At 64.6% G+C, this 21,507-nt stretch carries 20 protein-coding genes and 3 tRNA genes; 7 read left to right on the forward strand and 16 right to left on the reverse strand.

The genetic code is table 11. The annotated features are described in order from the left end of the window. Window positions 1–78: 78 nt before the first annotated feature. The 5 genes from aat to ShzoTeo12_RS04550 form a co-directional block, all read right to left on the reverse strand. A complete protein-coding gene (gene aat, locus ShzoTeo12_RS04530) occupies window positions 79–693 on the reverse strand; it encodes a leucyl/phenylalanyl-tRNA--protein transferase (protein ID WP_318911410.1) in 615 nt (204 codons plus the stop codon). 15 nt (window positions 694–708) lie between these two features. After that, entirely contained in the window at window positions 709–2,055 is a 1,347-nt protein-coding gene (gene accC, locus ShzoTeo12_RS04535; protein WP_318911411.1) for an acetyl-CoA carboxylase biotin carboxylase subunit, read from the reverse strand. Window positions 2,056–2,065: 10 nt separating this feature from the next. Next, complete coding sequence (gene accB / locus ShzoTeo12_RS04540; RefSeq protein ID WP_119258646.1) at window positions 2,066–2,530, reverse strand: acetyl-CoA carboxylase biotin carboxyl carrier protein; 465 nt, start codon at window positions 2,528–2,530, stop codon at window positions 2,066–2,068. 22 nt (window positions 2,531–2,552) lie between these two features. After that, entirely contained in the window at window positions 2,553–2,990 is a 438-nt protein-coding gene (gene aroQ, locus ShzoTeo12_RS04545) for a type II 3-dehydroquinate dehydratase (RefSeq protein WP_119258645.1), read from the reverse strand. 145 nt (window positions 2,991–3,135) lie between these two features. After that, entirely contained in the window at window positions 3,136–3,897 is a 762-nt protein-coding gene (locus ShzoTeo12_RS04550) for a DsbA family protein (RefSeq protein WP_318912374.1), read from the reverse strand. Window positions 3,898–4,105: 208 nt separating this feature from the next. Between ShzoTeo12_RS04550 and ShzoTeo12_RS04555 the strand changes: the two genes are divergently transcribed. Continuing rightward, window positions 4,106–5,245: a pyridoxal phosphate-dependent aminotransferase gene (locus tag ShzoTeo12_RS04555; RefSeq protein ID WP_318911412.1), complete on the forward strand. Its 1,140-nt coding sequence runs from the start codon at window positions 4,106–4,108 to the stop codon at window positions 5,243–5,245. A gap of 74 nt (window positions 5,246–5,319) precedes the next feature. Here ShzoTeo12_RS04555 and ShzoTeo12_RS04560 read toward each other — a convergent pair whose 3' ends face one another. Together ShzoTeo12_RS04560 and ShzoTeo12_RS04565 are read right to left on the reverse strand one after the other, a co-directional pair. After that, on the reverse strand, window positions 5,320–6,084 hold the full coding sequence (locus ShzoTeo12_RS04560) for an SDR family oxidoreductase (RefSeq protein WP_318911413.1): 765 nt from the start codon (window positions 6,082–6,084) through the stop codon (window positions 5,320–5,322). 127 nt (window positions 6,085–6,211) lie between these two features. Continuing rightward, a complete protein-coding gene (locus ShzoTeo12_RS04565; protein WP_318911414.1) occupies window positions 6,212–9,070 on the reverse strand; it encodes an Rne/Rng family ribonuclease in 2,859 nt (952 codons plus the stop codon). Between the two features lie 652 nt (window positions 9,071–9,722). On the opposite strand from ShzoTeo12_RS04565, the gene ShzoTeo12_RS04570 reads away from it, so the two are divergent. The 3 genes from ShzoTeo12_RS04570 (at window position 9,723) to prfB (ending at window position 14,910) form a co-directional block, all read left to right on the forward strand. Next, the gene (locus ShzoTeo12_RS04570) at window positions 9,723–10,943 is read left to right on the forward strand and encodes an N-acetylmuramoyl-L-alanine amidase (protein ID WP_245424913.1); all 1,221 of its coding nucleotides are present in this window, start codon (window positions 9,723–9,725) and stop codon (window positions 10,941–10,943) included. Window positions 10,944–11,227: 284 nt separating this feature from the next. Continuing rightward, complete coding sequence (locus ShzoTeo12_RS04575) at window positions 11,228–13,678, forward strand: penicillin-binding protein 1A (RefSeq protein ID WP_318911415.1); 2,451 nt, start codon at window positions 11,228–11,230, stop codon at window positions 13,676–13,678. Between the two features lie 100 nt (window positions 13,679–13,778). Continuing rightward, a protein-coding gene (gene prfB, locus ShzoTeo12_RS04580) for a peptide chain release factor 2 (RefSeq protein WP_119258640.1) occupies window positions 13,779–14,910 on the forward strand; the annotation gives its coding sequence in 2 pieces (ribosomal slippage) (window positions 13,779–13,847 and window positions 13,849–14,910; 1,131 coding nt in all). Window positions 14,911–14,956: 46 nt separating this feature from the next. Here the strand turns inward: prfB and ShzoTeo12_RS04585 are convergent. From ShzoTeo12_RS04585 to ShzoTeo12_RS04620, 8 genes are all read right to left on the reverse strand, one after another. Then, complete coding sequence (locus ShzoTeo12_RS04585) at window positions 14,957–15,421, reverse strand: hypothetical protein (RefSeq protein WP_318911416.1); 465 nt, start codon at window positions 15,419–15,421, stop codon at window positions 14,957–14,959. Window positions 15,422–15,452: 31 nt separating this feature from the next. After that, window positions 15,453–16,226: an NAD kinase gene (locus ShzoTeo12_RS04590; RefSeq protein WP_119258638.1), complete on the reverse strand. Its 774-nt coding sequence runs from the start codon at window positions 16,224–16,226 to the stop codon at window positions 15,453–15,455. A gap of 210 nt (window positions 16,227–16,436) precedes the next feature. Then, window positions 16,437–16,628 (reverse strand): hypothetical protein, encoded by a 192-nt coding sequence (locus tag ShzoTeo12_RS04595; RefSeq protein WP_318911417.1) that lies wholly within the window; start codon window positions 16,626–16,628, stop codon window positions 16,437–16,439. 202 nt (window positions 16,629–16,830) lie between these two features. Beyond that, a complete protein-coding gene (locus ShzoTeo12_RS04600; protein WP_318911418.1) occupies window positions 16,831–17,019 on the reverse strand; it encodes a hypothetical protein in 189 nt (62 codons plus the stop codon). Next, a complete protein-coding gene (locus tag ShzoTeo12_RS04605; protein ID WP_162911516.1) occupies window positions 17,016–17,183 on the reverse strand; it encodes a hypothetical protein in 168 nt (55 codons plus the stop codon). The genes ShzoTeo12_RS04600 and ShzoTeo12_RS04605 overlap by 4 nt, the downstream gene beginning before the upstream one ends. A gap of 92 nt (window positions 17,184–17,275) precedes the next feature. Beyond that, the gene (locus tag ShzoTeo12_RS04610; RefSeq protein ID WP_318911419.1) at window positions 17,276–17,401 is read right to left on the reverse strand and encodes a hypothetical protein; all 126 of its coding nucleotides are present in this window, start codon (window positions 17,399–17,401) and stop codon (window positions 17,276–17,278) included. 794 nt (window positions 17,402–18,195) lie between these two features. Next, a tRNA-Thr gene (locus ShzoTeo12_RS04615) sits at window positions 18,196–18,271 on the reverse strand. 54 nt (window positions 18,272–18,325) lie between these two features. Then, complete coding sequence (locus ShzoTeo12_RS04620; RefSeq protein WP_318911420.1) at window positions 18,326–19,273, reverse strand: LysR family transcriptional regulator; 948 nt, start codon at window positions 19,271–19,273, stop codon at window positions 18,326–18,328. Window positions 19,274–19,403: 130 nt separating this feature from the next. On the opposite strand from ShzoTeo12_RS04620, the gene ShzoTeo12_RS04625 reads away from it, so the two are divergent. Then, the gene (locus ShzoTeo12_RS04625) at window positions 19,404–20,027 is read left to right on the forward strand and encodes an FMN-dependent NADH-azoreductase (RefSeq protein WP_318911421.1); all 624 of its coding nucleotides are present in this window, start codon (window positions 19,404–19,406) and stop codon (window positions 20,025–20,027) included. Window positions 20,028–20,098: 71 nt separating this feature from the next. Here ShzoTeo12_RS04625 and rlmB read toward each other — a convergent pair whose 3' ends face one another. Then, window positions 20,099–20,974, reverse strand: coding sequence for a 23S rRNA (guanosine(2251)-2'-O)-methyltransferase RlmB (rlmB, locus tag ShzoTeo12_RS04630; RefSeq protein ID WP_119258793.1), 876 nt, complete (start codon window positions 20,972–20,974; stop codon window positions 20,099–20,101). A gap of 247 nt (window positions 20,975–21,221) precedes the next feature. On the opposite strand from rlmB, the gene ShzoTeo12_RS04635 reads away from it, so the two are divergent. Further along, window positions 21,222–21,306, forward strand: a tRNA-Tyr gene (locus tag ShzoTeo12_RS04635). 26 nt (window positions 21,307–21,332) lie between these two features. Beyond that, window positions 21,333–21,406, forward strand: a tRNA-Gly gene (locus tag ShzoTeo12_RS04640). The last annotated feature ends 101 nt before the right edge of the window (window positions 21,407–21,507 follow it).

Below are 21,507 nucleotides of genomic sequence, written 5' to 3' on the forward strand. Positions count from 1 at the left end.
AAGTGGGAAACCGGACCCGCAAATTTCCTTCGCCCCGCTTGCGGGGAGAAGGTGGCCGGCAAGCCGGATGAGGGGCGGTCAGAACGGCAGGTGCGGCGAGGCCAGCGCATTCGCCAGCATGTCCTCGTATTCGATCTTCGGCACGTCGATCGCGCCGAACGTCTTGAGGTGCTCGGTGGTGAACTGCGTGTCGAGCAGGCGGAAGCCGTTCGCCTTCAGCCGCTCCACCAGCGCCACAAGGCAAACCTTCGAGGCATCCGTGCGGCGTGAGAACATGCTTTCCCCGAAGAAGGCCGCACCCAGCGAGACGCCGTAGAGGCCGCCGACGAGCTGGTCGCCCTCCCATGCCTCCACGCAATGCGCATGGCCCATGCGGTGCAGGGTGCCGTAGAGCGACTTGATCTTGGCGTTGATCCAGGTGGAGGGCCGGTCGGGCGCGGCCTCGGCGCAGGCGGCGACGACAGCGTCGAAGGCGGTATCGAAACGGATGTCGAAGGGGGTCTTGCGGATCGTCTTGGCGAGGCTGCGCGAGACGTGGAATCCGTCGAGGGGGATGACGCCCCGCATATCCGGCTCGACCCAGAAGAGCTCCGGGTCGTCTGCCGAATCGGCCATCGGGAAAAGCCCGATGGAATAGGCGCGCAGCAGCAGTTCCGGGGTGATCTCCGGGTGCTTTCTGCGACGCCCTGCCATCAGAGCCGACGCCCCTCAGGCGTCGGTCTTGCTGGCTAGGTAGTTTTCCAGCCAGTGGATGTCATAATCGCCGTTGGCGATGTCCTGATTGCCAATCAGATCCTGGAAGAGCGGCAGGGTCGTCTTGATGCCGTCGATGACGAACTCGTCCAGCACGCGGCGCAGGCGCATCATGCATTCGACGCGGGTGCGGCCGTGCACGATCAGCTTGCCGATCAGGCTGTCGTAGTAGGGCGGGATCTTGTAGCCCTGATAGGCGCCCGAATCGACGCGCACGCCAAGGCCGCCCGGCGCATGGAAATGCGTGATCGTGCCCGGCGAGGGAACGAAGGTGCGCGGGTCTTCGGCATTGATACGGCACTCGATGGCATGGCCCGAGAAGACGATGTCTTCCTGGCTGACCGACAGGCCTGCGCCGGAGGCGACGCGGATCTGCTCGTGCACGAGGTCGATGCCGGTGATCGCCTCGGTGATCGGATGCTCCACCTGAAGACGCGTGTTCATTTCGATGAAATAGAACTCGCCGTTCTCGTAGAGGAACTCGACCGTGCCGGCGCCGCGGTATTTCAGCTTCTTCATGGCGTCGGCGCAGATCTGGCCGATCTTCATGCGCTGCTCGACATTGAGGGCAGGGGAATTGGCCTCTTCCCAGACCTTCTGGTGGCGGCGCTGCAGCGAGCAGTCGCGCTCGCCGAGGTGAACCGCGTTGCCCATGCCGTCGCCGACGACCTGGATTTCGATGTGGCGCGGCTTGCCGAGGTACTTTTCCATATAGACGGCGTCGTTGCCGAAAGCGGCGAGCGCCTCGGAACGGGCGGTCGAGACGGCTTCCTCAAGGTCGGCCTCGGTCTTGGCGACCTTCATGCCGCGTCCGCCGCCGCCGGCGGTAGCCTTGATGAGCACGGGGAAGCCGATCTGACGGGCGACTTCCAGCGCGTTCTCCGGCTTCACCTCGCCGTCGGAGCCGGGAACGACGGGAATGCCGAGTTCCTGCGCCGTCTGCTTGGCGGTGATCTTGTCGCCCATGATGCGGATATGCTCCGCCGTCGGGCCGATGAAGGTGATGCCGTGCGCGTCGAGGATTTCCGCGAACTTGGCGTTCTCCGACAGGAAGCCGTAGCCCGGATGCACGGCGTCGGCGCCGGTGATCTCGCAGGCGGCGACGATCTGGTGGATGTTCAGGTAGCTTTCGCGCGACGGGGGCGGGCCGATGCACACGCTCTCGTCGGCAAGGCGCACATGCATGGCGTCGGCGTCGGCCGTCGAATGCACGGCGACCGTGGCGATGCCCAGCTCCTTGCACGCCCGAAGGACGCGAAGGGCGATTTCGCCGCGGTTGGCAATGAGGACTTTGGAGATCATGGGATCCGCCTTATTCGATGACGATCAGCGGTTCGCCATATTCGACCGGGCTCGCATCCGAGACGAGGATTTCGGTGACCTTGCCCGAGCGCGGCGCGGGGATCTGGTTCATCGTCTTCATGGCTTCGATGATGAGGATGGTCTGGCCTTCCTTGACGCTCGCGCCGACCTCGATGAAGGGGCGGGCGCCCGGGGCGGGCGAAAGATAGGCGGTGCCCACCATCGGCGCGGTCACGGCGTTCTTGTTGCTGCGGGCATCGGCGGGCGCGGCTGCTGCGGCGACCGGTGCGGGCGCTGCGCTGGCGGCAACGGGGGCGGCGATCGGCGCCTGGACATATTGCGGCGTGCCGGCGCGCGAGACGCGGATGCGCAGGTCGTCCTGCTCCACTTCGATCTCCGTCAGGTCCGTCTCGTTGAGGATGTTGGCGAGATCGCGGATCAGAGCCTGATCGATGCCGTGTTTCTTTTCAGCCATGGAAGTGAGCCTCTGGTTCTTCTTATTTCGTGATGGATGACAGCGCATGGAGCGCGAGGACATAGCTATGCGCACCGAAACCGCAGATGACGCCCTTCACGGCGGGCGCAATCATCGATTTGTGGCGGAATTCCTCGCGGGCATGCACGTTGGAAAGGTGCAGTTCGACGACCGGGACCTTCACGGCGCGGATGGCGTCGTGCAGCGCGATCGAGGTGTGGGTATAGGCACCGGCGTTGATGGCGACGCCGGCAGCGACATCGCCGGCCTCATGGATCCAGTCGACCAGATCGCCTTCATGGTTGGACTGGCGGAAATCGACGGCAAAGCCCAGCGTCTCGCCCTCGGCCTTGCAGAGAGCCTCGATATCGGCGAGCGTCTGGCCGCCATAGATACCGGGCTCGCGTTTGCCGAGTGCGTTCAGGTTGGGGCCGTTGAGCACGAAAAGGGGTAAAGCCATTCGCAATTCCGCATGCTGGATAGAGATTTACCTATAGACCGGCGGTTTGCGTGAGGAAAGCCCCAAGGGAAGGGGCTTTGCCGGTCGAAAGGGCGTGTCCACAAGCCAAAGGCTCAACACGGCCAGCATGGCGAGAAAATGGCGCTTACGAGCAGTTCGCCTTGCCGCAGGCGCGCACATTGGCGATCTTTTCCTTCAGGTCGTCCACGCCGACCGCGCCGAACACCATTTCCTGGCCGATCACGTAGGACGGCGTGCCCGTGATGCCGAGGTCGTTGGCCAGCGAATAGGCCTGGCGCACCGCGTCGTCATGCGGCTTCTCGGTCATGGTCTTGCGGATATCGGCTTCCGGAACGCCCATGCTGGCGGCAAGCGCAATGGCGCTCTCCTCCGTCGCGCGGCCTTCGCCGCCGAGCAAGGCACGGTGGAATTCCCCGTATTTCTCCGGCGAGAGATCGCGGAAGGCGGCACTCACCTTGTGGGCGGCAAGCGAATCGGGGCCGAGGATCGGCAGCTCCTTGAGGACGAAGCGGATGTTCTTGTCCTCCTTCAGCAACTCGTCCATGTCGGAGAGGGCCCGCTTGCAGTAGCCGCAATTGTAGTCGAAGAACTCGACGATGGTGACGTCGCCCTTAGGATTGCCGAGCGCGATGTCGTAGGGCGAGGAGAAGATCGCCTTCTCGTTGTCGGTGATGGCGGACTGGGCCTTGGCCTGCTGCTGCGCTTCCTGCTTCTTCTGCAGGGCTTCCTGCACGTCGAGCAGGATTTCCGGATTCTCGACGAGATATTCCTTGATGAACTCGCCCATCTCCTTCTTCTGCGCGTCGTCGAGGGCGAGAGCGGGAAGGGGGGCTGCGACCGCGATGGTGAGAGCGACGGTGGCCGCGAGCTTCGTCTGGAATGTCATGTCTGTCCTGTCCTCGTCCTTGATGCGCCGGAGAAGTGCCATTGGCGGCACCCGCGCGTCAATGCGCTGCGCAGCGCTTTCAACGACCTTATGGCGGGCGGCATGCAAACGATAGGGCAAAAGCGGCGGATTTTCGGCCCTCGCGGGATTGTGAAGGCCGGCATCTTGCGGCAGGAAGGCCGCATCCCACCAACCGGAAGCAAAACCCATGAAACTCTCCCGCCGCGGTGCAGTCGAACCCTTTCACGCCATGGACGTGCTCGCCGAGGCGACGAAGCGCCGCGCGGCCGGCCGGCCGGTGATCTCGATGGCCGTCGGCCAGCCCGTCCATCCCGCGCCGCAGGCCGCCCGAGAGGCTGCGCGCCGGGCGCTGGAGATCGGCCGCGTCGGTTATACGGATGCGCTGGGCCTTCTTTCGCTGCGGCAGGCCATTGCGGATTTCTACCGGACCCGCCACGGCGTTACGGTCGATCCCGGCCGCATCGCCATCACCACGGGCTCCTCCGCCGGCTTCAACCTCGCCTTCCTCGCGCTGTTCGATGCCGGCGACCGCGTCGCCATCGCGCGGCCCGGCTATCCCGCCTACCGCAACATCCTCGCCGCGCTCGGCATCGAGACGGTGGAGATCGACGTGAGCGCCGAGAACGGTTTTACGCTGACGCCCGAGGCGCTGGAAGCGGCGGGTCGCATCGACGGCGTGCTGCTGGCCAGCCCGGCCAATCCGACAGGCACGGTGACCGGCCGCGCCAATCTCGCAGCTTTGTCGGCCTATTGCCGGGACAATGGCATCGCCTTCATCTCGGACGAGATCTATCACGGCCTCACCTTCGTCGGCGAAGAAGCGACGGCGCTGGAATTTGGCGAGGAGGCGGTGATCATCAACTCCTTCTCGAAATACTATTGCATGACCGGCTGGCGGATCGGCTGGATGGTGCTGCCGGAAAAGCTGGTGCGCCCGGTCGAGCGCATCGCGCAGAGCCTCTACATCTCCGCGCCGGAACTGTCGCAGATCGCGGCGGAAGCCGCGCTCGGCGCGGAGGCGGAACTGAACGTCTATCGTGACGCCTACCGCGAGAACCGCGATTTCCTCGTCGAGCGCCTGCCGCAACTCGGCTTCTCCATCGCCTCGCCGATGGACGGCGCCTTCTACGCCTATGTCGATGTCAGCCGCTTCACCAATGACAGCATGGCCTTCGCCCGCCGCATGCTGGCCGAGACGGATGTGGCGGCAACGCCCGGCATCGACTTCGATCCGCGCGACGGCCACCACACCATGCGCTTTTCCTATGCCGGCTCCTTCGAGGAGATGAGCGAGGCGGTCGACCGCCTCGCGCGCTGGCTCGCGTGAGGCTGAAAGCGATTCCGCTTCAATGGCTTGCGTCCGCAAGCGGATTCGATCTTTCAGGCACCTGAATCACTTTCTCAGACGCGGTTGATCGACACGCCGCCGTCGACGAGCATCGCCGTGCCGGTCGTGAAGCTGGAGGCCGGCGAGCAGAGGAACAGCGCGGCCTCCGCGATTTCTTCCGGCGCTGCAATGCGCTTGAAGGCGTTGAGGCCGGCGACGAATTGCAGCGCCTCGGGCGTATTGGCCACTTCGCGGCCCATGGGCGTATCCGTCGCGCCGGGCAGCAGCGCATTCACGCGGATACCCTTGCGGCCATATTCCGAGGCGAGCACCTGCACGAGGCCAATGAGCCCGGATTTCGAGGCGGCATAGGCAGCCAGCCCCGGAAAGCCCGCCGTATAGCCGACGAAGGTGGAGGTGAAGACGAGACTGCCGCCGCCGCGCGCCTCCAGGGCGGGAATCTGGTACTTCGCGGCCAGGAAGCCGCTCGTCAGGTTGACGTCGAGCACCTTCTGCCATTCCGTCATGGAAAGCGCGGGCAGGGCGCCGACGGGCCCCGTCGTGCCGACATTGTTGAAGGCGATGTCGAGCCCGCCGAATTCCGTCCGCGCGGCATCGACCAGCGCTTCGTGATGCGCTTCCTCGCTCACATCGCCGGCAATGGCTGCGACCGAACCGCCGGCCGCGCGGATTTCGTCGGCGACCGCTTCCAGCCTTTCGCGTCCGCGGGCCGAAAGTACGACCTTCGCACCCTGCCGGGCGAAAAGCAGCGCGGCGGCCCGGCCGATGCCGGAGCTTGCGCCGGTGATGATGGCGACCTTGTCGTCGAGGCGTGTCATGGGAAACTCCTGTTGGTTCTGGCGACAGCGATGTCGCAGAAGGAGGAGGGCGCAGCCACCCGATTCCTGCGCAAGAAAAAGGCCCGGTTTTCACCGGGCCTCTTCAATTCCGTAATGCAGCAGCCTCTTAGAAGAAGCCGCGGCGTTGCCACCAGCCGCCCTTCTTGGGCTTTTCGGACTCGTCTTCCTGCGCGCCTTCCTTGGCGGTGGAAGACTTCACCACCGGTTCGGAGGCGATGTTGCTGATGTCGCGGTTCGCGCGGACCGGCTTCGCCGGCTCGGCAAGATCGGCGGCGGCCGTCTCGACTTCCGGTTCGACCGGCGTGGCTTCGGCTGCCGGCTCGGCCGGAACCGGCGCGGGCTGTGCCTCGACCTCGCTACGGGCGGCTTCGTCGGCCGGCGTTTCGGCTGCGGCCTTGGCGCGGCTGCGGCGCGCGCGCTTCGGCTTGGCGGGCGCCTCTTCGGCAACCGGCTCGGCCGGCGCTTCCTCGGCGGCGACGTCTACCTCGGCCTCGACAGCGACGGCATCTTCCGACGCGTCCTCGTCGCTTTCGCCATCACCTTCGGCGTCGTCGCCATCGGCTGCTGCTTCCACGCCGTCTTCGGGGCGGTTGCGGCGGCCACCGCGCTTGCCGCGGCGGCGGCGCTTGCGGCGCGTCTCGGACGAATCGTCGGCATCGGCCTGTGCGGTTTCCTGGCCGTCGTCGCCTTCCGCCTCGTCATCGTCGAGGACGTCCTCGTCGCCGGCCTGTTCGCCGCCGAAGGAGGCCGTATCGGTGCCTTCGCCATTCTCGCGGCCACGGCCGCGACGGCGGCGGCGGCGCTTGCGCTTGTTGCGGCCGTTCTCGTCGGAGGAGGCGGACGGCGAGGCCTGGCCCGCAGCGGCGGGACGTGCGTCTTCTTCCTCTTCGTCGATCTCGTCCTCGATCACGACGTCGTCTTCTTCCGGCTCCGGCTCGAAATGCAGGAGCTGTTCGATCTTGACCGGGTTCTCGACGGGCTCGCCGCGGTCGATCGCGAAGTGCTGCGCGCCGACATGGGCGTCGGCCTCGATGATGATGGCGACGCCGAAGCGGGCCTCATAGTCGATAATCGTGCCGCGCTTGTGGTTGAGCAGGTAGAGCGCGATGTCCGGCGTGGTACGGACGGTGATGTCGTGCGTCGTGTTCTTGAGGAGATATTCCTCGATGCCGCGCAGGACATGCAGCGCGACCGACGACTGCGAGCGGATATGGCCCGTGCCGTTGCAGTGCGGGCAGGTCTGCATGGTCGATTCGAGAACCGAGGCGCGGATGCGCTGGCGCGACATTTCGAGTAGGCCGAAATGCGAGATGCGGCCGACCTGGATGCGCGCGCGGTCGTTCTTGAGATGGTCCTTCAGACGCTTCTCGACGGCCCGGTTGTTGCGCTTCTCCTCCATGTCGATGAAGTCGATGACGACGAGGCCGGCAAGGTCGCGCAGGCGCAGCTGGCGCGCCACTTCTTCCGCCGCTTCCAGGTTCGTCTGGAGCGCGGTCTCCTCAATGGAGTGCTCGCGCGTCGAGCGGCCGGAGTTGACGTCGATCGAGACGAGCGCCTCGGTCTGGTTGATGATGATGTAGCCGCCGGACTTCAGCGTCACCTGCGGCTGCAGCATGCGGTCGAGCTGGGCTTCGATGCCCGAGCGCGAGAAGATCGGATGCACGTCGCGGTAGGGCTGGACGACCTTCGCATGGCTCGGCATCAGCATCTTCATGAAGGCTTTCGCCTCGCGGTAGCCTTCCTCGCCGGCAACGACGATCTCGCTGATGTCCTTGTTGTAGAGGTCGCGGATCGAGCGCTTGATGAGCGAGCCTTCCTCATAGACGAGGCAGGGCGCGGTGGAGGCGAGCGTCAGCGTGCGGACGTTCTCCCACAGGCGCATCAGGTATTCGAAGTCGCGCTTGACCTCGACGCGGGTGCGGTTCGCGCCGGCGGTGCGGAGAATCACGCCCATGCCCTGCGGAACCTCGAGGTCGCGGGCGATTTCCTTCAGGCGCTTGCGGTCCTGCAGATTGGTGATCTTGCGGGAAATGCCGCCGCCGCGCGCCGTGTTCGGCATCAGGACGGAGTAGCGGCCGGCGAGCGACAGGTACGTGGTGAGAGCCGCGCCCTTGTTGCCGCGCTCTTCCTTGGCGACCTGCACGAGCAGGATCTGGCGACGCTTGATGACTTCCTGGATGCGGTACTGCTTGCGCGGCTTGCGCTGCACACGGTCCGGCACCTCTTCCATGGCGTCTTCGGCGCCGACGGATTCGATGACTTCCTTTTCCTCGCCGTTGTGATCGTCATCATCGTCGTCATCGCGGCGGCGACGGCCGCGCTTGCGCTCGGCCGGCTCGGAGATCTCGTCGGTATCGACGGCCATGGCCATCGCGCCGCCGGGCGTCTCGTCGTCGCTGCCCTCGCTGGGAGCGGCGGCTTCCTCGGCGGCCGGTGCTTCTTCTTCGGTCTTCGTCTTGGCCTTGCGGGTGCGGCGGGGCTTCTTCGGCTTTTCGGCCGGCGCTTCCTCGGCGGCAAGATCGGCGGAGGCCTCGGCGACTTCCGGCTCGGCCGGTGCTTCGGCTACGGTTTCCTCGACGGCCGCGGCGGCCTCAACCTCGACCTCGGCCGGTGCTTCGCTCTCCTCGGAGGCGCGCGTGCCCGTCTCGATCGGCTCGATATCGTCGTCGCGGCGATGTTCCTCGGCCTCGGCTTTCAGGAGAGCCTGACGATCGGCGAGGGGGATCTGGTAGTAATCCGGGTGGATTTCGGCGAAGGCCAGGAAGCCGTGGCGGTTGCCGCCGTAATCGACGAAGGCCGCCTGGAGCGACGGTTCGACGCGCGTGACCTTGGCAAGGTAGATATTGCCGCGGATCTGCTTCTTGTGTTCGGATTCGAAGTCGAATTCTTCTATGCGGTTCCCGCGTACGACGACAACCCGCGTCTCCTCAGCGTGAGACGCGTCGATAAGCATTTTCTCTGCCATGTAATTTGAGCTCCTCGGCGCAGCCGCAATCCTGGCGGCGAGCCGATCCCTGAAAGGGATGGGCCGGGGGAGGAGAGGGATGCGCCGGATAAGTAAGTTCCCGTCGGGCCCCGGTGAGGGGTAAGCGGACGGAGGGAGGCCGGAACGCATGCGCCCCGATGCCGGTTACCCTCTGATAAAATCCGCCGTGACAACATCAACGTCCAACGAGAATGCCAGTGCCATAGACCTGATCGGTCCGATGAAATGCCCTTTGGTAAGGGCGTGCGGTGGAAATCCACCTTGACTGTTCCGGCCACCGCCGGTTTACGCGATCTAATCGGCCGGGAAAAAGCAGCGCGACGGCGGATGAAGGCCCGGTTCGGCGCCAAGATCCCGAAGGAGTGGCTGCCTGCTCTAAGCGATTCTATCCCGTCAATTCTTTTTCCCTGATTTTGCTTTTATGGCGGATATGTCACAATGGCAAGGGAAAAGCCAAAAGCGTCATAATCTTGATCGATTTGCCGTGATCTGTGCGTGAACCCGCCGACGGGTGCGCGCGGCAAGCTTCGGTTAACCATATGGGGGCATCTATAGGCCTTGTCCAGCGCCGCATCGCGCGGTTTCCACGCGTTTGAACGGACTGCAGGTGGTGATGCCGAACCTTCCGACAATGAGTTTCTTCCGCCGTGCGGCGGGCGCGCTTGCCGCTGCCCTCTGCCTTGCGATCCTGTCGCCGGCACTTGCCGCACCGGCCTCCGCCGCGCCGCTGCTCGCCTTCGGCGCCCGCATCGCCGGCGATGACGCCCGCACGCGCCTCATCATCGATTTCGACCGCAAGCCGGACTTCAAGGTCCACTATGTCGCCAATCCCTACCGTGTCCTGATCGACCTGCCGGAGACCGATTTCGGCATCAAGGCGGACGAGCTGGAGGCGCGCGGCATCTTCTCCGACATCCGCTACGGCACCATGGCAGAGGGCCGCTCCCGCATCGTGCTGACCGCCTCGCGCCCCGTCGGCGTGGTGCTGGCGGAAGTGCAGGAAGAGCAGGGGGCCGCGAGCTACCGGCTCGTCATCGACACGGCGATCGTCACCGGGGAGGTCTTCCAGGGCCAGATGGAAAAGCAGAGCTGGCAGCAGGCTTCCGCCCCCGCCGGCGAGCAGCCTTCGGTCATTCTGCCGGGCGGCAAGGCGGATGGTCCCTTCGTCATCGCGGTCGATGCCGGCCACGGCGGCATCGACAACGGCGCGCGCGGGGCCAACACAAAGACGGAAGAGAAGAACGTCACGCTGGCCTTCGCCCATCAGCTTGCCGAGGCGCTGAACAAGCTGCCCGGCACACGCGCCATCCTGACGCGCGACAAGGACGAGTTCCTGTCGCTCTCCCAGCGCGTGCAGCTTGCCCGCAGCGAGGGCGCGAATCTCCTCATCTCCATCCATGCCGATACGCTGAAGCAGAAGGACATCCGCGGCGCGACGGTCTACACGATCTCCGACAAGGCCTCCGACAGCCTCGCCGCCAGCCTTGCCGAGCGCGAGAACCTTTCCGACCAGATCGCCGGCATCGCCTTCGTGGACGAGCCGGCCGAGGTGGCCGACATCCTGCTGGACCTCACCCGCCGCGAGACGCAGGCCTTCTCCATCAATCTCGCCGAGAGCGTCGTCGGCAAGTTCAAGGACGAGGTGCTGCTGATCAACAATCCGCACCGCCATGCCGGCTTCCGCGTGCTGACGGCGCCGGACGTGCCCTCGATCCTGCTGGAACTCGGCTTCCTGTCGAACAAGGAGGACGAGCAATTGCTGGTCGATCCGGCCTGGCAGAAGAAGGTGGCGGGTCTTATCGCCAACGCGGTGGAGGAATACCGGGCGACCGTCGTCGCGAACGGCGGTTAAGCCTGGCCGGCGGATAGCCGAGACGCGGGCGGGCAGGCATGCTACTTTCGCCCGCATCGGCCTGTGCCGGAAAAGTGACAGCGGCCGCCATTGTGCGGTGGCGAAGGCCCGACGCATGCTGTAAGCCCTATTTTCCTCACATTCCGATCGCTAGACGGGATCGGGAAAAATGGGGACGACTCGTCTTCGACAGGCAAGGCGCGGCACAAGAGGCCGGGGCGGCTCGGCCGGGCGGCAGGATCGCCCGATGACATTATAAGACATAAGGCATCGGTAACTGGCTCATGATCAGACTGATTGGATATTTCTTCGGGATTGGCGCCGTGTTCTTTCTCGGCGTGGCGGGGGCGGTCGCCCTCTATCTCGCAAGTGTGGCCAAGGATCTTCCCGATTATGAGGTCTTGAACAATTACGCCCCGCCGGTGACGACCCGCGTTCATGCCGGCAACGGCGCGCTGATGGCCGAATATGCCCGCGAGCGCCGCCTCTACCTGCCGATCCAGGCGATCCCCGACCGCGTGAAGGCCGCCTTCCTCTCGGCGGAAGACAAGAACTTCTACCAGCATCCCGGCGTCGACGTGACCGGCCTCTTCCGCGCGATCGTGGTCAACGTGCAGAACATGGGCTCCGGCCGCCGTCCGGTCGGCGCCTCCACCATCACGCAGCAGGTCGCCAAGAACTTCCTCCTGTCCTCCGACCAGACCATGGACCGCAAGGTCAAGGAAGCGATCCTCTCCTTCCGCATCGAGCAGGCCTATTCCAAGGATCGCATTCTCGAGCTCTACCTCAACGAGATCTTCTTCGGCCTGAATTCCTACGGCATCGCCGGCGCGGCGCTCACCTATTTCGACAAGTCCGTCACCGAGCTGACCATCGCCGAGAGCGCCTATCTCGCCTCCCTGCCGAAGGGCCCGTCGAACTACCATCCCTTCCGCCATCCGGACGCCGCGCTGGAGCGCCGCAACTGGGTGATCGACCGCATGGTCGAGAACGGCTACGTCACGCAGAGCGACGGCGCGGAAGCCAAGGCCCAGCCGCTCGGCGTCACGCCGCGCCACCGCGGCACCTATCTCTTCGCCTCCGACTATTTCTCGGAGGAAGTCCGTCGCCAGATCATCGATCGCTACGGCGACAACGCCCTTTACGAAGGTGGCCTCTCGGTCCGCACCTCGCTCGACCCGCGCATCCAGGTCGCGGCGCGCAAGGCGCTGCAGCACGGCCTCCTGAGCTATGACGAGCGCCGCGGCTTCCACGGTCCCGTCAAGACCATCGAGGTCGGCGGCGACTGGGGGCCGGCGCTCGCCAAGGTCGACGCCTTCTCCGACGTGCCGGAATGGAAGCTCGCGGTCGTCCTCGCCGTCGACGACGGCGGCGCCGATATTGGCCTGCAGCCGAGCAAGGAGGCGTCCGGCAAGGTCGTCGCCGAGCGCGTGACCGGCCGCATAGAGGCCAAGAACATGAGCTGGGCCTATCGCTCCGCCAAGGGCGACCGCAAGACGGCGAAGTCCCCGACAGGGGTCCTCGAGGTCGGCGACGTCGTCTATGTCGAGCCGACCGAGACCGGCAATTCCTACCGCCTGCGCCAGCCGCCGAAGGTTCAGGGCGGCCTCGTCGCCATGGACCCGCATACCGGCCGCGTGCTCGCCATGGTCGGCGGCTTCTCCTACGGCCAGTCGGAATTCAACCGCGCGACGCAGGCGATGCGCCAGCCGGGCTCGTCCTTCAAGCCCTTCGTCTACGCCGCCGCGCTCGACAACGGCTATACGCCGGCCTCGGTGATCCTCGACGCGCCCTTCGAGATGGTCTCGGGCGGCCAGGTCTGGCGCCCGCAGAACTACGGCGGCGGCTCGGCCGGTCCCTCGACGCTGCGCCTCGGCATCGAGCGCTCGCGCAACCTGATGACCGTTCGCCTCGCCAACGACATGGGCATGAACCTCGTCGCCGAATATGCCGAGCGCTTCGGCATCTACGACAAGATGCTCCCCGTTCTCGCCATGTCGCTCGGCTCGGGCGAGACGACCGTGATGCGCATGGTCTCGGCCTATGCCGTGCTCGCCAATGGCGGCAAGCAGATCAAGCCTTCGCTGATCGACCGCATCCAGGACCGCTACGGCAAGACGATCTTCCGCCACGAGGAGCGCACCTGCGAGAACTGCAACGCCAGCGACTGGGAAAACCAGGCCGAGCCGGAGCTGGTCGACAACCGCGAGCAGGTGCTCGACCCGATGACCGCCTACCAGATCACCTCCATGATGGAAGGCGTCGTCACGCGCGGCACCGCAGCCGGCAAGATCAAGCTCGACCGCCCGACGGCCGGCAAGACCGGCACGACCAACGACGAGAAGGACGCCTGGTTCGTCGGCTATACGCCGGACCTCGTGGCCGGTCTCTATATCGGCTTCGACAGCCCGGCTCCGCTCGGCCGCGGCGGTACCGGCGGCTCGCTTTCCGCGCCGATCTTCAACGAATTCATGCAGGCTGCCGTCCAGGGCACCCGTCCGACGAAGTTCATCGTGCCGGAAGGCATGAAGTTCATCGCCGTCAACCGCAAGACCGGCATGCAGGCCTATGAGGGCGACCCGGACACGATCATGGAAGCCTTCAAGCCCGGCACCGGCCCGGCCGACGTCTTCTCCGTCATCGGCGGCGACGAATATGCGACGCCCGACGAGATCCTGAAGAGCTCGCCGCAGGCCAACCAGGCGGTGACGGGCGGCAGCGGCGGCCTGTTCTGATCCAGCCGATCCAGTTGCGAGGGCGGGCGCGGGGCTTTACATCCGCGCCCGCCCTCTCTATTTCGGGGCCACCGAAACCTGAAGCATCGAAGAAACGGACATGCGCGCGGAAATCGAGAATATTGTCGACGAAATCAAGCAGGCCATAAGCCTGCTGAGGAGGCATCTTTGACTGGGATCAGGCGGTAAGACGACTGGACTGGTTGAACAACAAGGCAGAGGATCCCAGCCTCTGGAACGATGCCCAGGAAGCCCAGAAGCTGATGCGCGAGCGCCAGCAGCTTGACGAGGGCATCAACGCCGTGAAGGCCATCGAGCAGCAGCTCCGGGACAATGTCGAGCTGATCGAGCTCGGCGAGGAAGAGGGCGATGCTTCGATCGTCAAGGACGCCGAGGACGCGCTGAAGGTGCTGAAGACCGAGGCCGCGCGCAAGCAGGTCGAGGCCATGCTTTCGGGCGAGGCGGACGGCAACGACACCTATCTCGAAGTGCATTCGGGCGCCGGCGGCACGGAAAGCCAGGACTGGGCGAACATGCTCCTGCGCATGTACACCCGCTGGGCGGAACGCTCCGGCTACAAGGTCGAGCTGCTGGAAATCCACGACGGCGAAGAGGCCGGCATCAAGTCCGCGACCATGCTCGTCAAGGGCCACAATGCCTATGGCTGGCTCAAGACCGAATCGGGCGTGCACCGCCTGGTGCGCATCTCGCCCTATGACAGCAATGCGCGGCGCCACACCTCGTTCTCGTCGATCTGGGTCTACCCGGTCGTCGACGACACGATCAACATCGAGGTGAACGAAAGCGACTGCCGCATCGACACCTACCGTTCGTCGGGCGCCGGCGGCCAGCACGTCAACACGACCGACTCGGCTGTGCGCATCACGCATATCCCGACCGGCATCGTGGTGGCCTGCCAGCAGGAACGCTCGCAGCACAAGAACCGCGCCAAGGCGTGGGACATGCTGCGCGCCCGTCTCTACGAGGCAGAGCTGAAGAAGCGCGAGGACGCCGCCAATGCCGAATCCGCCTCCAAGACGGATATCGGCTGGGGCCACCAGATCCGCTCCTACGTCCTGCAGCCCTACCAGCTCGTCAAGGACCTCAGGACCGGCGTCGAAAGCTCGGCTCCGTCGGATGTGCTCGACGGCAAGATCGACGAGTTCATGGAAGCCGCGCTCGCCCACCGCGTCAATGGCGGTGCGGACGCGGTCGTCGACGACCTGAACTGATATCTGTCGGACATGACATGGAAAACGGGCGCTTCGGCGCCCGTTTTCAGTTCGTCGCGCGCTCGACCTTGATCTCGCCGAGATCGTCGATCAGCACGGTCCAGCTTTCGGGCTCGGCGGCCTTGGGATCGGTCTTCAGGTAGACGGTGGCGAAGAGGCCGGGCTCGGCGGTGATGCCGGAGGAGTTCTCAGGGCGGATGTCGGTCACGTAAGGCTTCAGCGCCGAGAATTCCTCGAGGACCGTCGAGGAGGCGATCTTCGGGCCGTCACCGGTCGCCTCGATCTGCTGGAGATGGACCTGCGCCGTGCCGTCCGGCTGGCGCACGGCGGCGAGCTTGTAATAGCCGCGGCGCATCGCACCCTCCGCGGCATCCTCGGCGGGCTCTTCCCAGAAGCCGGTGCTCACGACGAAGGTGACGGTTTCCGGAACGGGCGTCTCGTCCGCGGCGAAGGCGGCGGAGCCGGTGAGGAGGAGGAAGGCGAGGGCGCTGGCGAGCCGGTGCCGTCTCATGGCGAACTCCTGTCCTGATGCTGTCGCACCGTCAGTAATCGAATTGTTCGGCGAGAATCCGGTCGGACCAGGAATGATCCGGATCGGAGAGGATGCGCGCGGAAAGGCCGATCGATTCGGCGATGCGCACCGTCGTCACGGATTTGACCTCGGTATTGTCGGCGACCGCGTTGACCGGGCGCTTTTCCGCCTCCAGTACCTCGATATCCACCGTCACCTTGTTGGGCAGCAGCGCGCCGCGCCAGCGGCGGGGCCGGAAGGCGCTGACGGGCGTCATGGCAAGGAGCGGCGCTTCCAGCGGCAGGATCGGGCCATGGGCGGAAAGGTTGTAGGCCGTCGAGCCCGCCGGCGTGGCCAGAAGGAGGCCGTCGCAGATCAACTCCTCCAGCCGCACGCGCCCGTCGATGCTGACGCGCAGCTTGGCTGCCTGGTAGGACTGGCGGAAGAGATAGACCTCGTTGATGGCGAGCGCCCGGCGCTCCTGGCCGCTCGCATCGCCCGTCGTCATCTCCAGCGGGCGGAAGGCGTTCTCCACCGCGCCGTCGATTCGCCCCGCAAGGTCCTTCGTGTCGAAGCGGTTCATCAGGAACCCGACCGAGCCGCGGTTCATGCCGTAGACGGGCTTGCCGGAATTCATCGTCGTGTGCAGCGTCTGCAGCATGAAGCCGTCGCCGCCGAGCGCCACGATCACGTCGGCCTCTTCCGGGTCCGTATTGCCGTAGATAGCGATCAGCTCGTCGCGCGCTTCCTGTGCTTCGGGGGCCTGCGAGGCCACGAAGGAGAAGGAGGTGAAATTACGCGTCATGCCCTGATCCGCATCCTCGCTGCAAAGCCTCGTCCGGGCGCCGCCCGCTTTTCACGCCACAGTTCCCTGTGCCCGCGCGATCCTCCCGCAGACGCGCCTCGCACGCCTGCCGGAATTGCCCGGGCCGGCCTTTGTCGCATGCCTTTACGGTATGCGCATCTGAAAAATATGACAGGGATATCGGGTAAGGCTGCCGCCGGCAGGCCGTACTCAGGATTTTCCGCCCGCCTGCGCCTCGAGACGCTTTAGCATGGTCTGTCCAGCAGCGGCGGCCTGGAGCGGATTGGCGAAGGGACCGTTCACCGGATAGGTGACGCCGCGAAAGGTCAACGCGAAGAAATAACGCCCCTTGGCGTCCTTCTCCACGGTGACCTTGGAAACCGGTTCCTTGTCTGCCGCCACGTCCGTTCCTCCATATGATCGCTCTGCACCATGCCGTCAGCGGCAGCGATTGCAGGGCAGGCGCCCCAAGGCGCCGAGTTCAAGCTACAGACGCCTATAGGACAGGTGAGGGCGCACGGCAATGTGCCGCTGCCGGCGGAGCTGCCTGCCGGACGCGCGATCTCCAGCAGGGATCGCCCGTTCGCGGCATGTCCCGGAAATCCTAGCCACCCCGGCCGTGTCGCGGGCTGTCGCAACGGCGTGTCATGATCATCGTCGCGATGGCCAGCCGCTCCTCGACGGCATCGCGCTCGGCGATCATCGTGCGTAGCGCTTCCAGCGCGTTTCCGTTGTGAAGCGCGAGGATTTCGGCCGCCTCCTCGCGCCCGGTGGGCGATTGCTGCACGGTCATTGCAGCCGCAGCTCCAACTGCTTCTTGCTCTTCAGCACATAAAGCGGCTTGGCGACGGCCGCGGCCTTGCGCTGGAGTTCGAGACGGTTCTGCATCTGCCGCTCCCGCAGCGACCGGCAGGCTTCCAGGATGGCATTTCCACGTTCGAGCGTATCGTTCCGCATCGTCGTATCCTCCGAATGTTCTTGTTATGTTCTGTTTTCCGACAAAGGTCAAGAGACGAGGACGGCAGGGCTATCGGAAGAGAAGGGGAGCCTCAAAGCGTGGTGCGAACGAAATGGGCGGCGTCCTGCACGACCCGCTGTGTATAGGCGCCATGATTTTGCGTGAAGTCCCAGACGAGGACGCAGGCGAAGACGAAGATGGCGATGACGTATCTCATGGGCACCCCGGGAACGAGAGGAATGCGCTGACGAAACGGTCTGTCCGGACTATGCGGCCGGCCCGTGGCGCATGGTGGGGCCTCCCACGCGCGAAGTCCATTTAATTTTAGATATTACTCATGAATGGGATTCAAAATGCTTAACGGAAGGAAAACAATCGACCGTGGAGGCATCGAGCGGAAATTGATGCAGCCCGGAGGTCGCTACCGTTTCCAGCCCGGAATGCCTGCCGATCCCTTCTTGGCCAGCAGCGAGCCGGAAACTGTGCTGATAGCGCTAGAAGGTGAGCTCCGCAAAGGGTTGAAATCCGCCCGGCTTTGGCTACGCTCGGGAGGGTTGTCAGCGGAGTTGTTCACGCAGTGCCGATCCTTGTTGGAATAGACCGGGATACCCTTCCAGTCTTGATTGTCTCAACGGTTGGTTCGGCTGTCCTTTTTGCCGGCTTTGCAGGGGCATATTTTTGGCGTGTGAAGCACGCGGAGCATGTCGTTGCGACGATAGAGGACGTTTGGGAAGAAGCGAGGTCTCGTGGTTCCACCGTGAGCGTCGCGGAACTTTCATTCACGCGACGGACACCCAAGGGAACGAGCGTGGTATGTCGGGTCGTCGTTGGTATTGGCGCACCGAGTTATGGTTACAAGATCGGAGACAAGCTCGATGTTGTTCCCCGGACCGGTACCTGTTCACGGCCCTTCGTTATCGGGCGTGCGGAATAGGGAATCGCGGACATATATTTGAATGCCGCACCGCTAACTGCGGAATTTCTCTTAAAATATTGATTTGAAGAAACAAGTGGTGCCCCCACCAGGACTCGAACCCGGGACCCCCTGATTACAAATCAGGTGCTCTACCAACTGAGCTATAAGGGCACTCTGCGAGGGAGTTAGCATATTCTCCGCCGCTGTAAAGGGCAAAGGGCCGTTTCAGATCGACCAGTCGCCGCCGGAGGCGGCCTGGGGCACGATTTCCTGGCAGCGCTGCATGGAGCGCGGCAGGTTTTCGGCGAGGTGGTCGATGAGGGCGCGCACGGCGGGCAGCATGCCGTGGCGCGAGGTGAAGACGGCGTGGACGGCCGATTCCGCGCTCGTCCAGTCCGGCAGCACCGGCGTCAGCAGTCCCGTGCGAAAACCGCGCTCGACGATCATGTCCGGCAACAGCCCGAGGCCGATACCCTCGATCGTCGCCCGTTCCAGCACGCTGAAATCCGAGCAGGTCAGCACCGGCGAGTGGGAGACGTCGTGCACCTCGCCGTTTGTGTGGAACAGCGTCCAGATGGCGCGCGGATTGTTCTCCTGCATGGAAAGGGTCGGCACGCGGCCGATCGTGTCAAGGTCGATGGGACCGTGGCGCTCCAGGAAGCGCGGGCTTGCCGCGAGATAACGGCGCGTGCCGCCGAAGCGCCGTACGATCAGCGACTGGTCGGTGTCGTAGCTGTCGCGCACGCGCAGCGCCACGTCGATCCGCTCCTCGATGAGATCGACCGGCCGCCCCGTCGTCAGGATCGAAAGGCGCACCAGCGGATAGCGCTTCATGAAGCCCGGAAGGATATCGGCGACGACGGGCGCGAAGCCGGGCGGCATCGACAGGCGCACCGTGCCCGCGGGCTCGGTCTTCGCTACGGCAACCACGGCCTCGGCCGCCTCGACGCCGGACAGCACCGCCTCGCAGCGCTCGTAGAAGGACTGGCCTATATCGGTGATGGCGAGTTTTCGCGTGGAACGCTCGATGAGCCGCACGCCGAGCTGCTCCTCCAGCGCGGCGATGCGCTTGCTGATCTTCGATTTCGGCACCGACAGGGCATTGGCCGCCGCCGTGAAGCCCTTGTGCCGCACCACGGCGGCGTAAAGCGCGAGATCGTTCAGGTCCTGCATGGCGTTTCTCCGGTCACTGCCCGATTATTGTTTCTCATTTGAAACAGTCAATTGGATTTTTGCTGTCTAATCGCGTGATTGTTTTCGGGGCATATGGGTTGCATCGAATTTCAAGCAAAGGTGCTGACCCATGAACGTCCTCCATATCGACTCCGGCATTCTCGGAGACCATTCCGTATCCCGCCGCCTGACCGCTGCCGTCGCCGCTCAGATCGAGGCCGACCAGCCCGGCGCGACCGTCACCTATCGCGACCTCGTCGCCAATCCGCTGCCGCATCTTTCCGGCGCCCACCTGATGGCCGCCAACGCCAAGCCGGAAGAGGTCGACGCGCAGGTCGCCGCGGAGGTCGAGGAGAGCAAGGTCGTGCTGGACGAGTTCCTCGCCGCCGATACCGTCGTCCTCGGCGTGCCGATGTATAATTTCTCCCTGCCGAGCCAGCTCAAGGCCTGGATCGACCGCGTCGCCGTTGCCGGCAAGACGTTCCGCTACACGGCGGAAGGCCCGGAAGGCCTTGCCAAGGGCAAGAAGGTCATCATCGTTTCCACCCGCGGCGGTCACTACAGCGCCGGTCCGGCTGCGGTCATGGACCATCAGGAAAGCTACCTGAAGACCGTGCTCGGCTTCTTCGGTATCACGGATATCGAAATCGTTCGCGCCGAGGGCCTGAACCTCAGCGCCGATTCGAAGGTCGAAGCCATTTCGGAAGCCGAGCGCGTCATTTCCGGCCGCGGCAACCTGAGGCTCGCAAGCTAAGAGATACCGGTTTCAACGCAAAGGCCCGCCGGCTTTCACCGGCGGGCCTTTGTGCATTCAGGAATACCGGTTCAGCCGAACAGGTGGCGATGCGAGGCGTAGAGCGCGATGGCGGCCGCATTCGACACGTTGAGCGACTTGATGGCGCCGGGCATGTCGAGGCGGGCGAGGGCCTTGCAGGTCGCGCGCGTCTTCTGCCGCAGGCCCTTGCCCTCCGAGCCCATGACGAGCGCGATGCGCTGGCCGGAAAGCGTGCCCTCCAGCGGAGCGGGACCTTCCGAATCGAGGCCGACGGTCAGGAAGCCGAGCTTGTGCAGCTCTTCCAGCGCATCCGAGAGATTGGTGATCTGGATATAGGGAATGAGTTCCAGCGCGCCGGAGGCGGTTTTCGCCAGCACGCCGGATTCCGTCGGGGAGTGGCGCTGCGTGGTGATGACGGCGCCGGCGTTGAAGGCGACGGCCGAGCGCATGATGGCGCCGACATTGTGCGGATCGGTGACCTGATCGAGCACGAGGAGAAGCGGCGAATCCTTCAGCGCCTCCAGCCGGCGCACCGGAAGCGGCCGCGTTTCCAGCATCACGCCCTGGTGGATGGCTTCCGGCCCGAGCACCTTGTCGAGATCGGAGGGAAGCACCGTCTCGACGGGATAGGGCAGGGTGGAGAGGTCCGGCAGCTCCAGCCGCTGGGCGGCGTTCTGGCTGACGGAAAGCTTGATGATCCGGCGCTCGGGATTGTCGAGCGCCGCGCGCACCGTGTGCAGGCCATAGAGGAGGACCTGATCCGGCGCGACGGCCGGCGGCTTCCAGCCTTCCGCCTGCCGGCGGCGGCGGTCGTCCTTCGGCGTCGGGATCTCGCCGCGCTCGCGCCGCTGGTCGCGATGCGCCCGGCGGAGCTTGGCATAATGGGTGTCTTTTGCGGACTTGCCGCCGGTATCGTCTTTGCTCATGCCGCTTCTATAATGCATGTCGCGCAAAAGTGTGCAGCGGTTTTGCAAGGCGCGCGAAAAATCGGGCAGGAAGCAATTGCGGGCACCTCGGCGCCCCGTATGGGGACGACGACATTTTTCGCAATTTTTTCCGTGACGTCGTGTTGACAGGATGAATTGTGCCCGTCATATACCGCGCCAGATCGAAGGCGCCGCCGCAAGGCACTGCCGAACGGTCGATACTGGTCGCTTGATCCCGACGGAATATGGAGGGATGCCCGAGTGGTTAAAGGGGACGGACTGTAAATCCGTTGGCTCAGCCTACGTTGGTTCAAATCCAACTCCCTCCACCATTCCGTTGCTTCGGATCAAGACCCCCGCGGGTATAGCTCAATGGTAGAGCAGCAGCCTTCCAAGCTGAATACGCGGGTTCGATTCCCGCTACCCGCTCCAGATTTTCAGGCATTTGCAGGTTGAGGGCGTCTTTCGGGCCCTCCTGTTGCCCATTACTTTCTTTCTTCGTCCGGCCGCAAATTCAGGCGTGCAGGATCGAC

Origin of the sequence: Shinella zoogloeoides (assembly GCF_033705735.1) — a bacterium.
In the GTDB taxonomy this organism is placed as follows: Bacteria; Pseudomonadota; Alphaproteobacteria; order Rhizobiales; family Rhizobiaceae; genus Shinella; species Shinella zoogloeoides_A.

Excerpts from the sequence above, each read along its gene's own strand:
- aat (WP_318911410.1), bottom strand. The coding sequence starts at position 693 with ATGGCAGGGCGTCGCAGAAAGCACCCGGAGATCACCCCGGAACTGCTG.
- accC (WP_318911411.1), bottom strand. The coding sequence starts at position 2,055 with ATGATCTCCAAAGTCCTCATTGCCAACCGCGGCGAAATCGCCCTTCGC.
- accB (WP_119258646.1), bottom strand. The coding sequence starts at position 2,530 with ATGGCTGAAAAGAAACACGGCATCGATCAGGCTCTGATCCGCGATCTC.
- aroQ (WP_119258645.1), bottom strand. The coding sequence starts at position 2,990 with ATGGCTTTACCCCTTTTCGTGCTCAACGGCCCCAACCTGAACGCACTC.
- ShzoTeo12_RS04550 (WP_318912374.1), bottom strand. The coding sequence starts at position 3,897 with ATGACATTCCAGACGAAGCTCGCGGCCACCGTCGCTCTCACCATCGCG.
- ShzoTeo12_RS04555 (WP_318911412.1), top strand. The coding sequence starts at position 4,106 with ATGAAACTCTCCCGCCGCGGTGCAGTCGAACCCTTTCACGCCATGGAC.
- ShzoTeo12_RS04560 (WP_318911413.1), bottom strand. The coding sequence starts at position 6,084 with ATGACACGCCTCGACGACAAGGTCGCCATCATCACCGGCGCAAGCTCC.
- ShzoTeo12_RS04565 (WP_318911414.1), bottom strand. The coding sequence starts at position 9,070 with ATGGCAGAGAAAATGCTTATCGACGCGTCTCACGCTGAGGAGACGCGG.
- ShzoTeo12_RS04570 (WP_245424913.1), top strand. The coding sequence starts at position 9,723 with ATGAGTTTCTTCCGCCGTGCGGCGGGCGCGCTTGCCGCTGCCCTCTGC.
- ShzoTeo12_RS04575 (WP_318911415.1), top strand. The coding sequence starts at position 11,228 with ATGATCAGACTGATTGGATATTTCTTCGGGATTGGCGCCGTGTTCTTT.
- ShzoTeo12_RS04585 (WP_318911416.1), bottom strand. The coding sequence starts at position 15,421 with ATGAGACGGCACCGGCTCGCCAGCGCCCTCGCCTTCCTCCTCCTCACC.
- ShzoTeo12_RS04590 (WP_119258638.1), bottom strand. The coding sequence starts at position 16,226 with ATGACGCGTAATTTCACCTCCTTCTCCTTCGTGGCCTCGCAGGCCCCC.
- ShzoTeo12_RS04600 (WP_318911418.1), bottom strand. The coding sequence starts at position 17,019 with ATGACCGTGCAGCAATCGCCCACCGGGCGCGAGGAGGCGGCCGAAATC.
- ShzoTeo12_RS04605 (WP_162911516.1), bottom strand. The coding sequence starts at position 17,183 with ATGCGGAACGATACGCTCGAACGTGGAAATGCCATCCTGGAAGCCTGC.
- ShzoTeo12_RS04610 (WP_318911419.1), bottom strand. The coding sequence starts at position 17,401 with ATGAGATACGTCATCGCCATCTTCGTCTTCGCCTGCGTCCTCGTCTGG.
- ShzoTeo12_RS04620 (WP_318911420.1), bottom strand. The coding sequence starts at position 19,273 with ATGCAGGACCTGAACGATCTCGCGCTTTACGCCGCCGTGGTGCGGCAC.
- ShzoTeo12_RS04625 (WP_318911421.1), top strand. The coding sequence starts at position 19,404 with ATGAACGTCCTCCATATCGACTCCGGCATTCTCGGAGACCATTCCGTA.
- rlmB (WP_119258793.1), bottom strand. The coding sequence starts at position 20,974 with ATGAGCAAAGACGATACCGGCGGCAAGTCCGCAAAAGACACCCATTAT.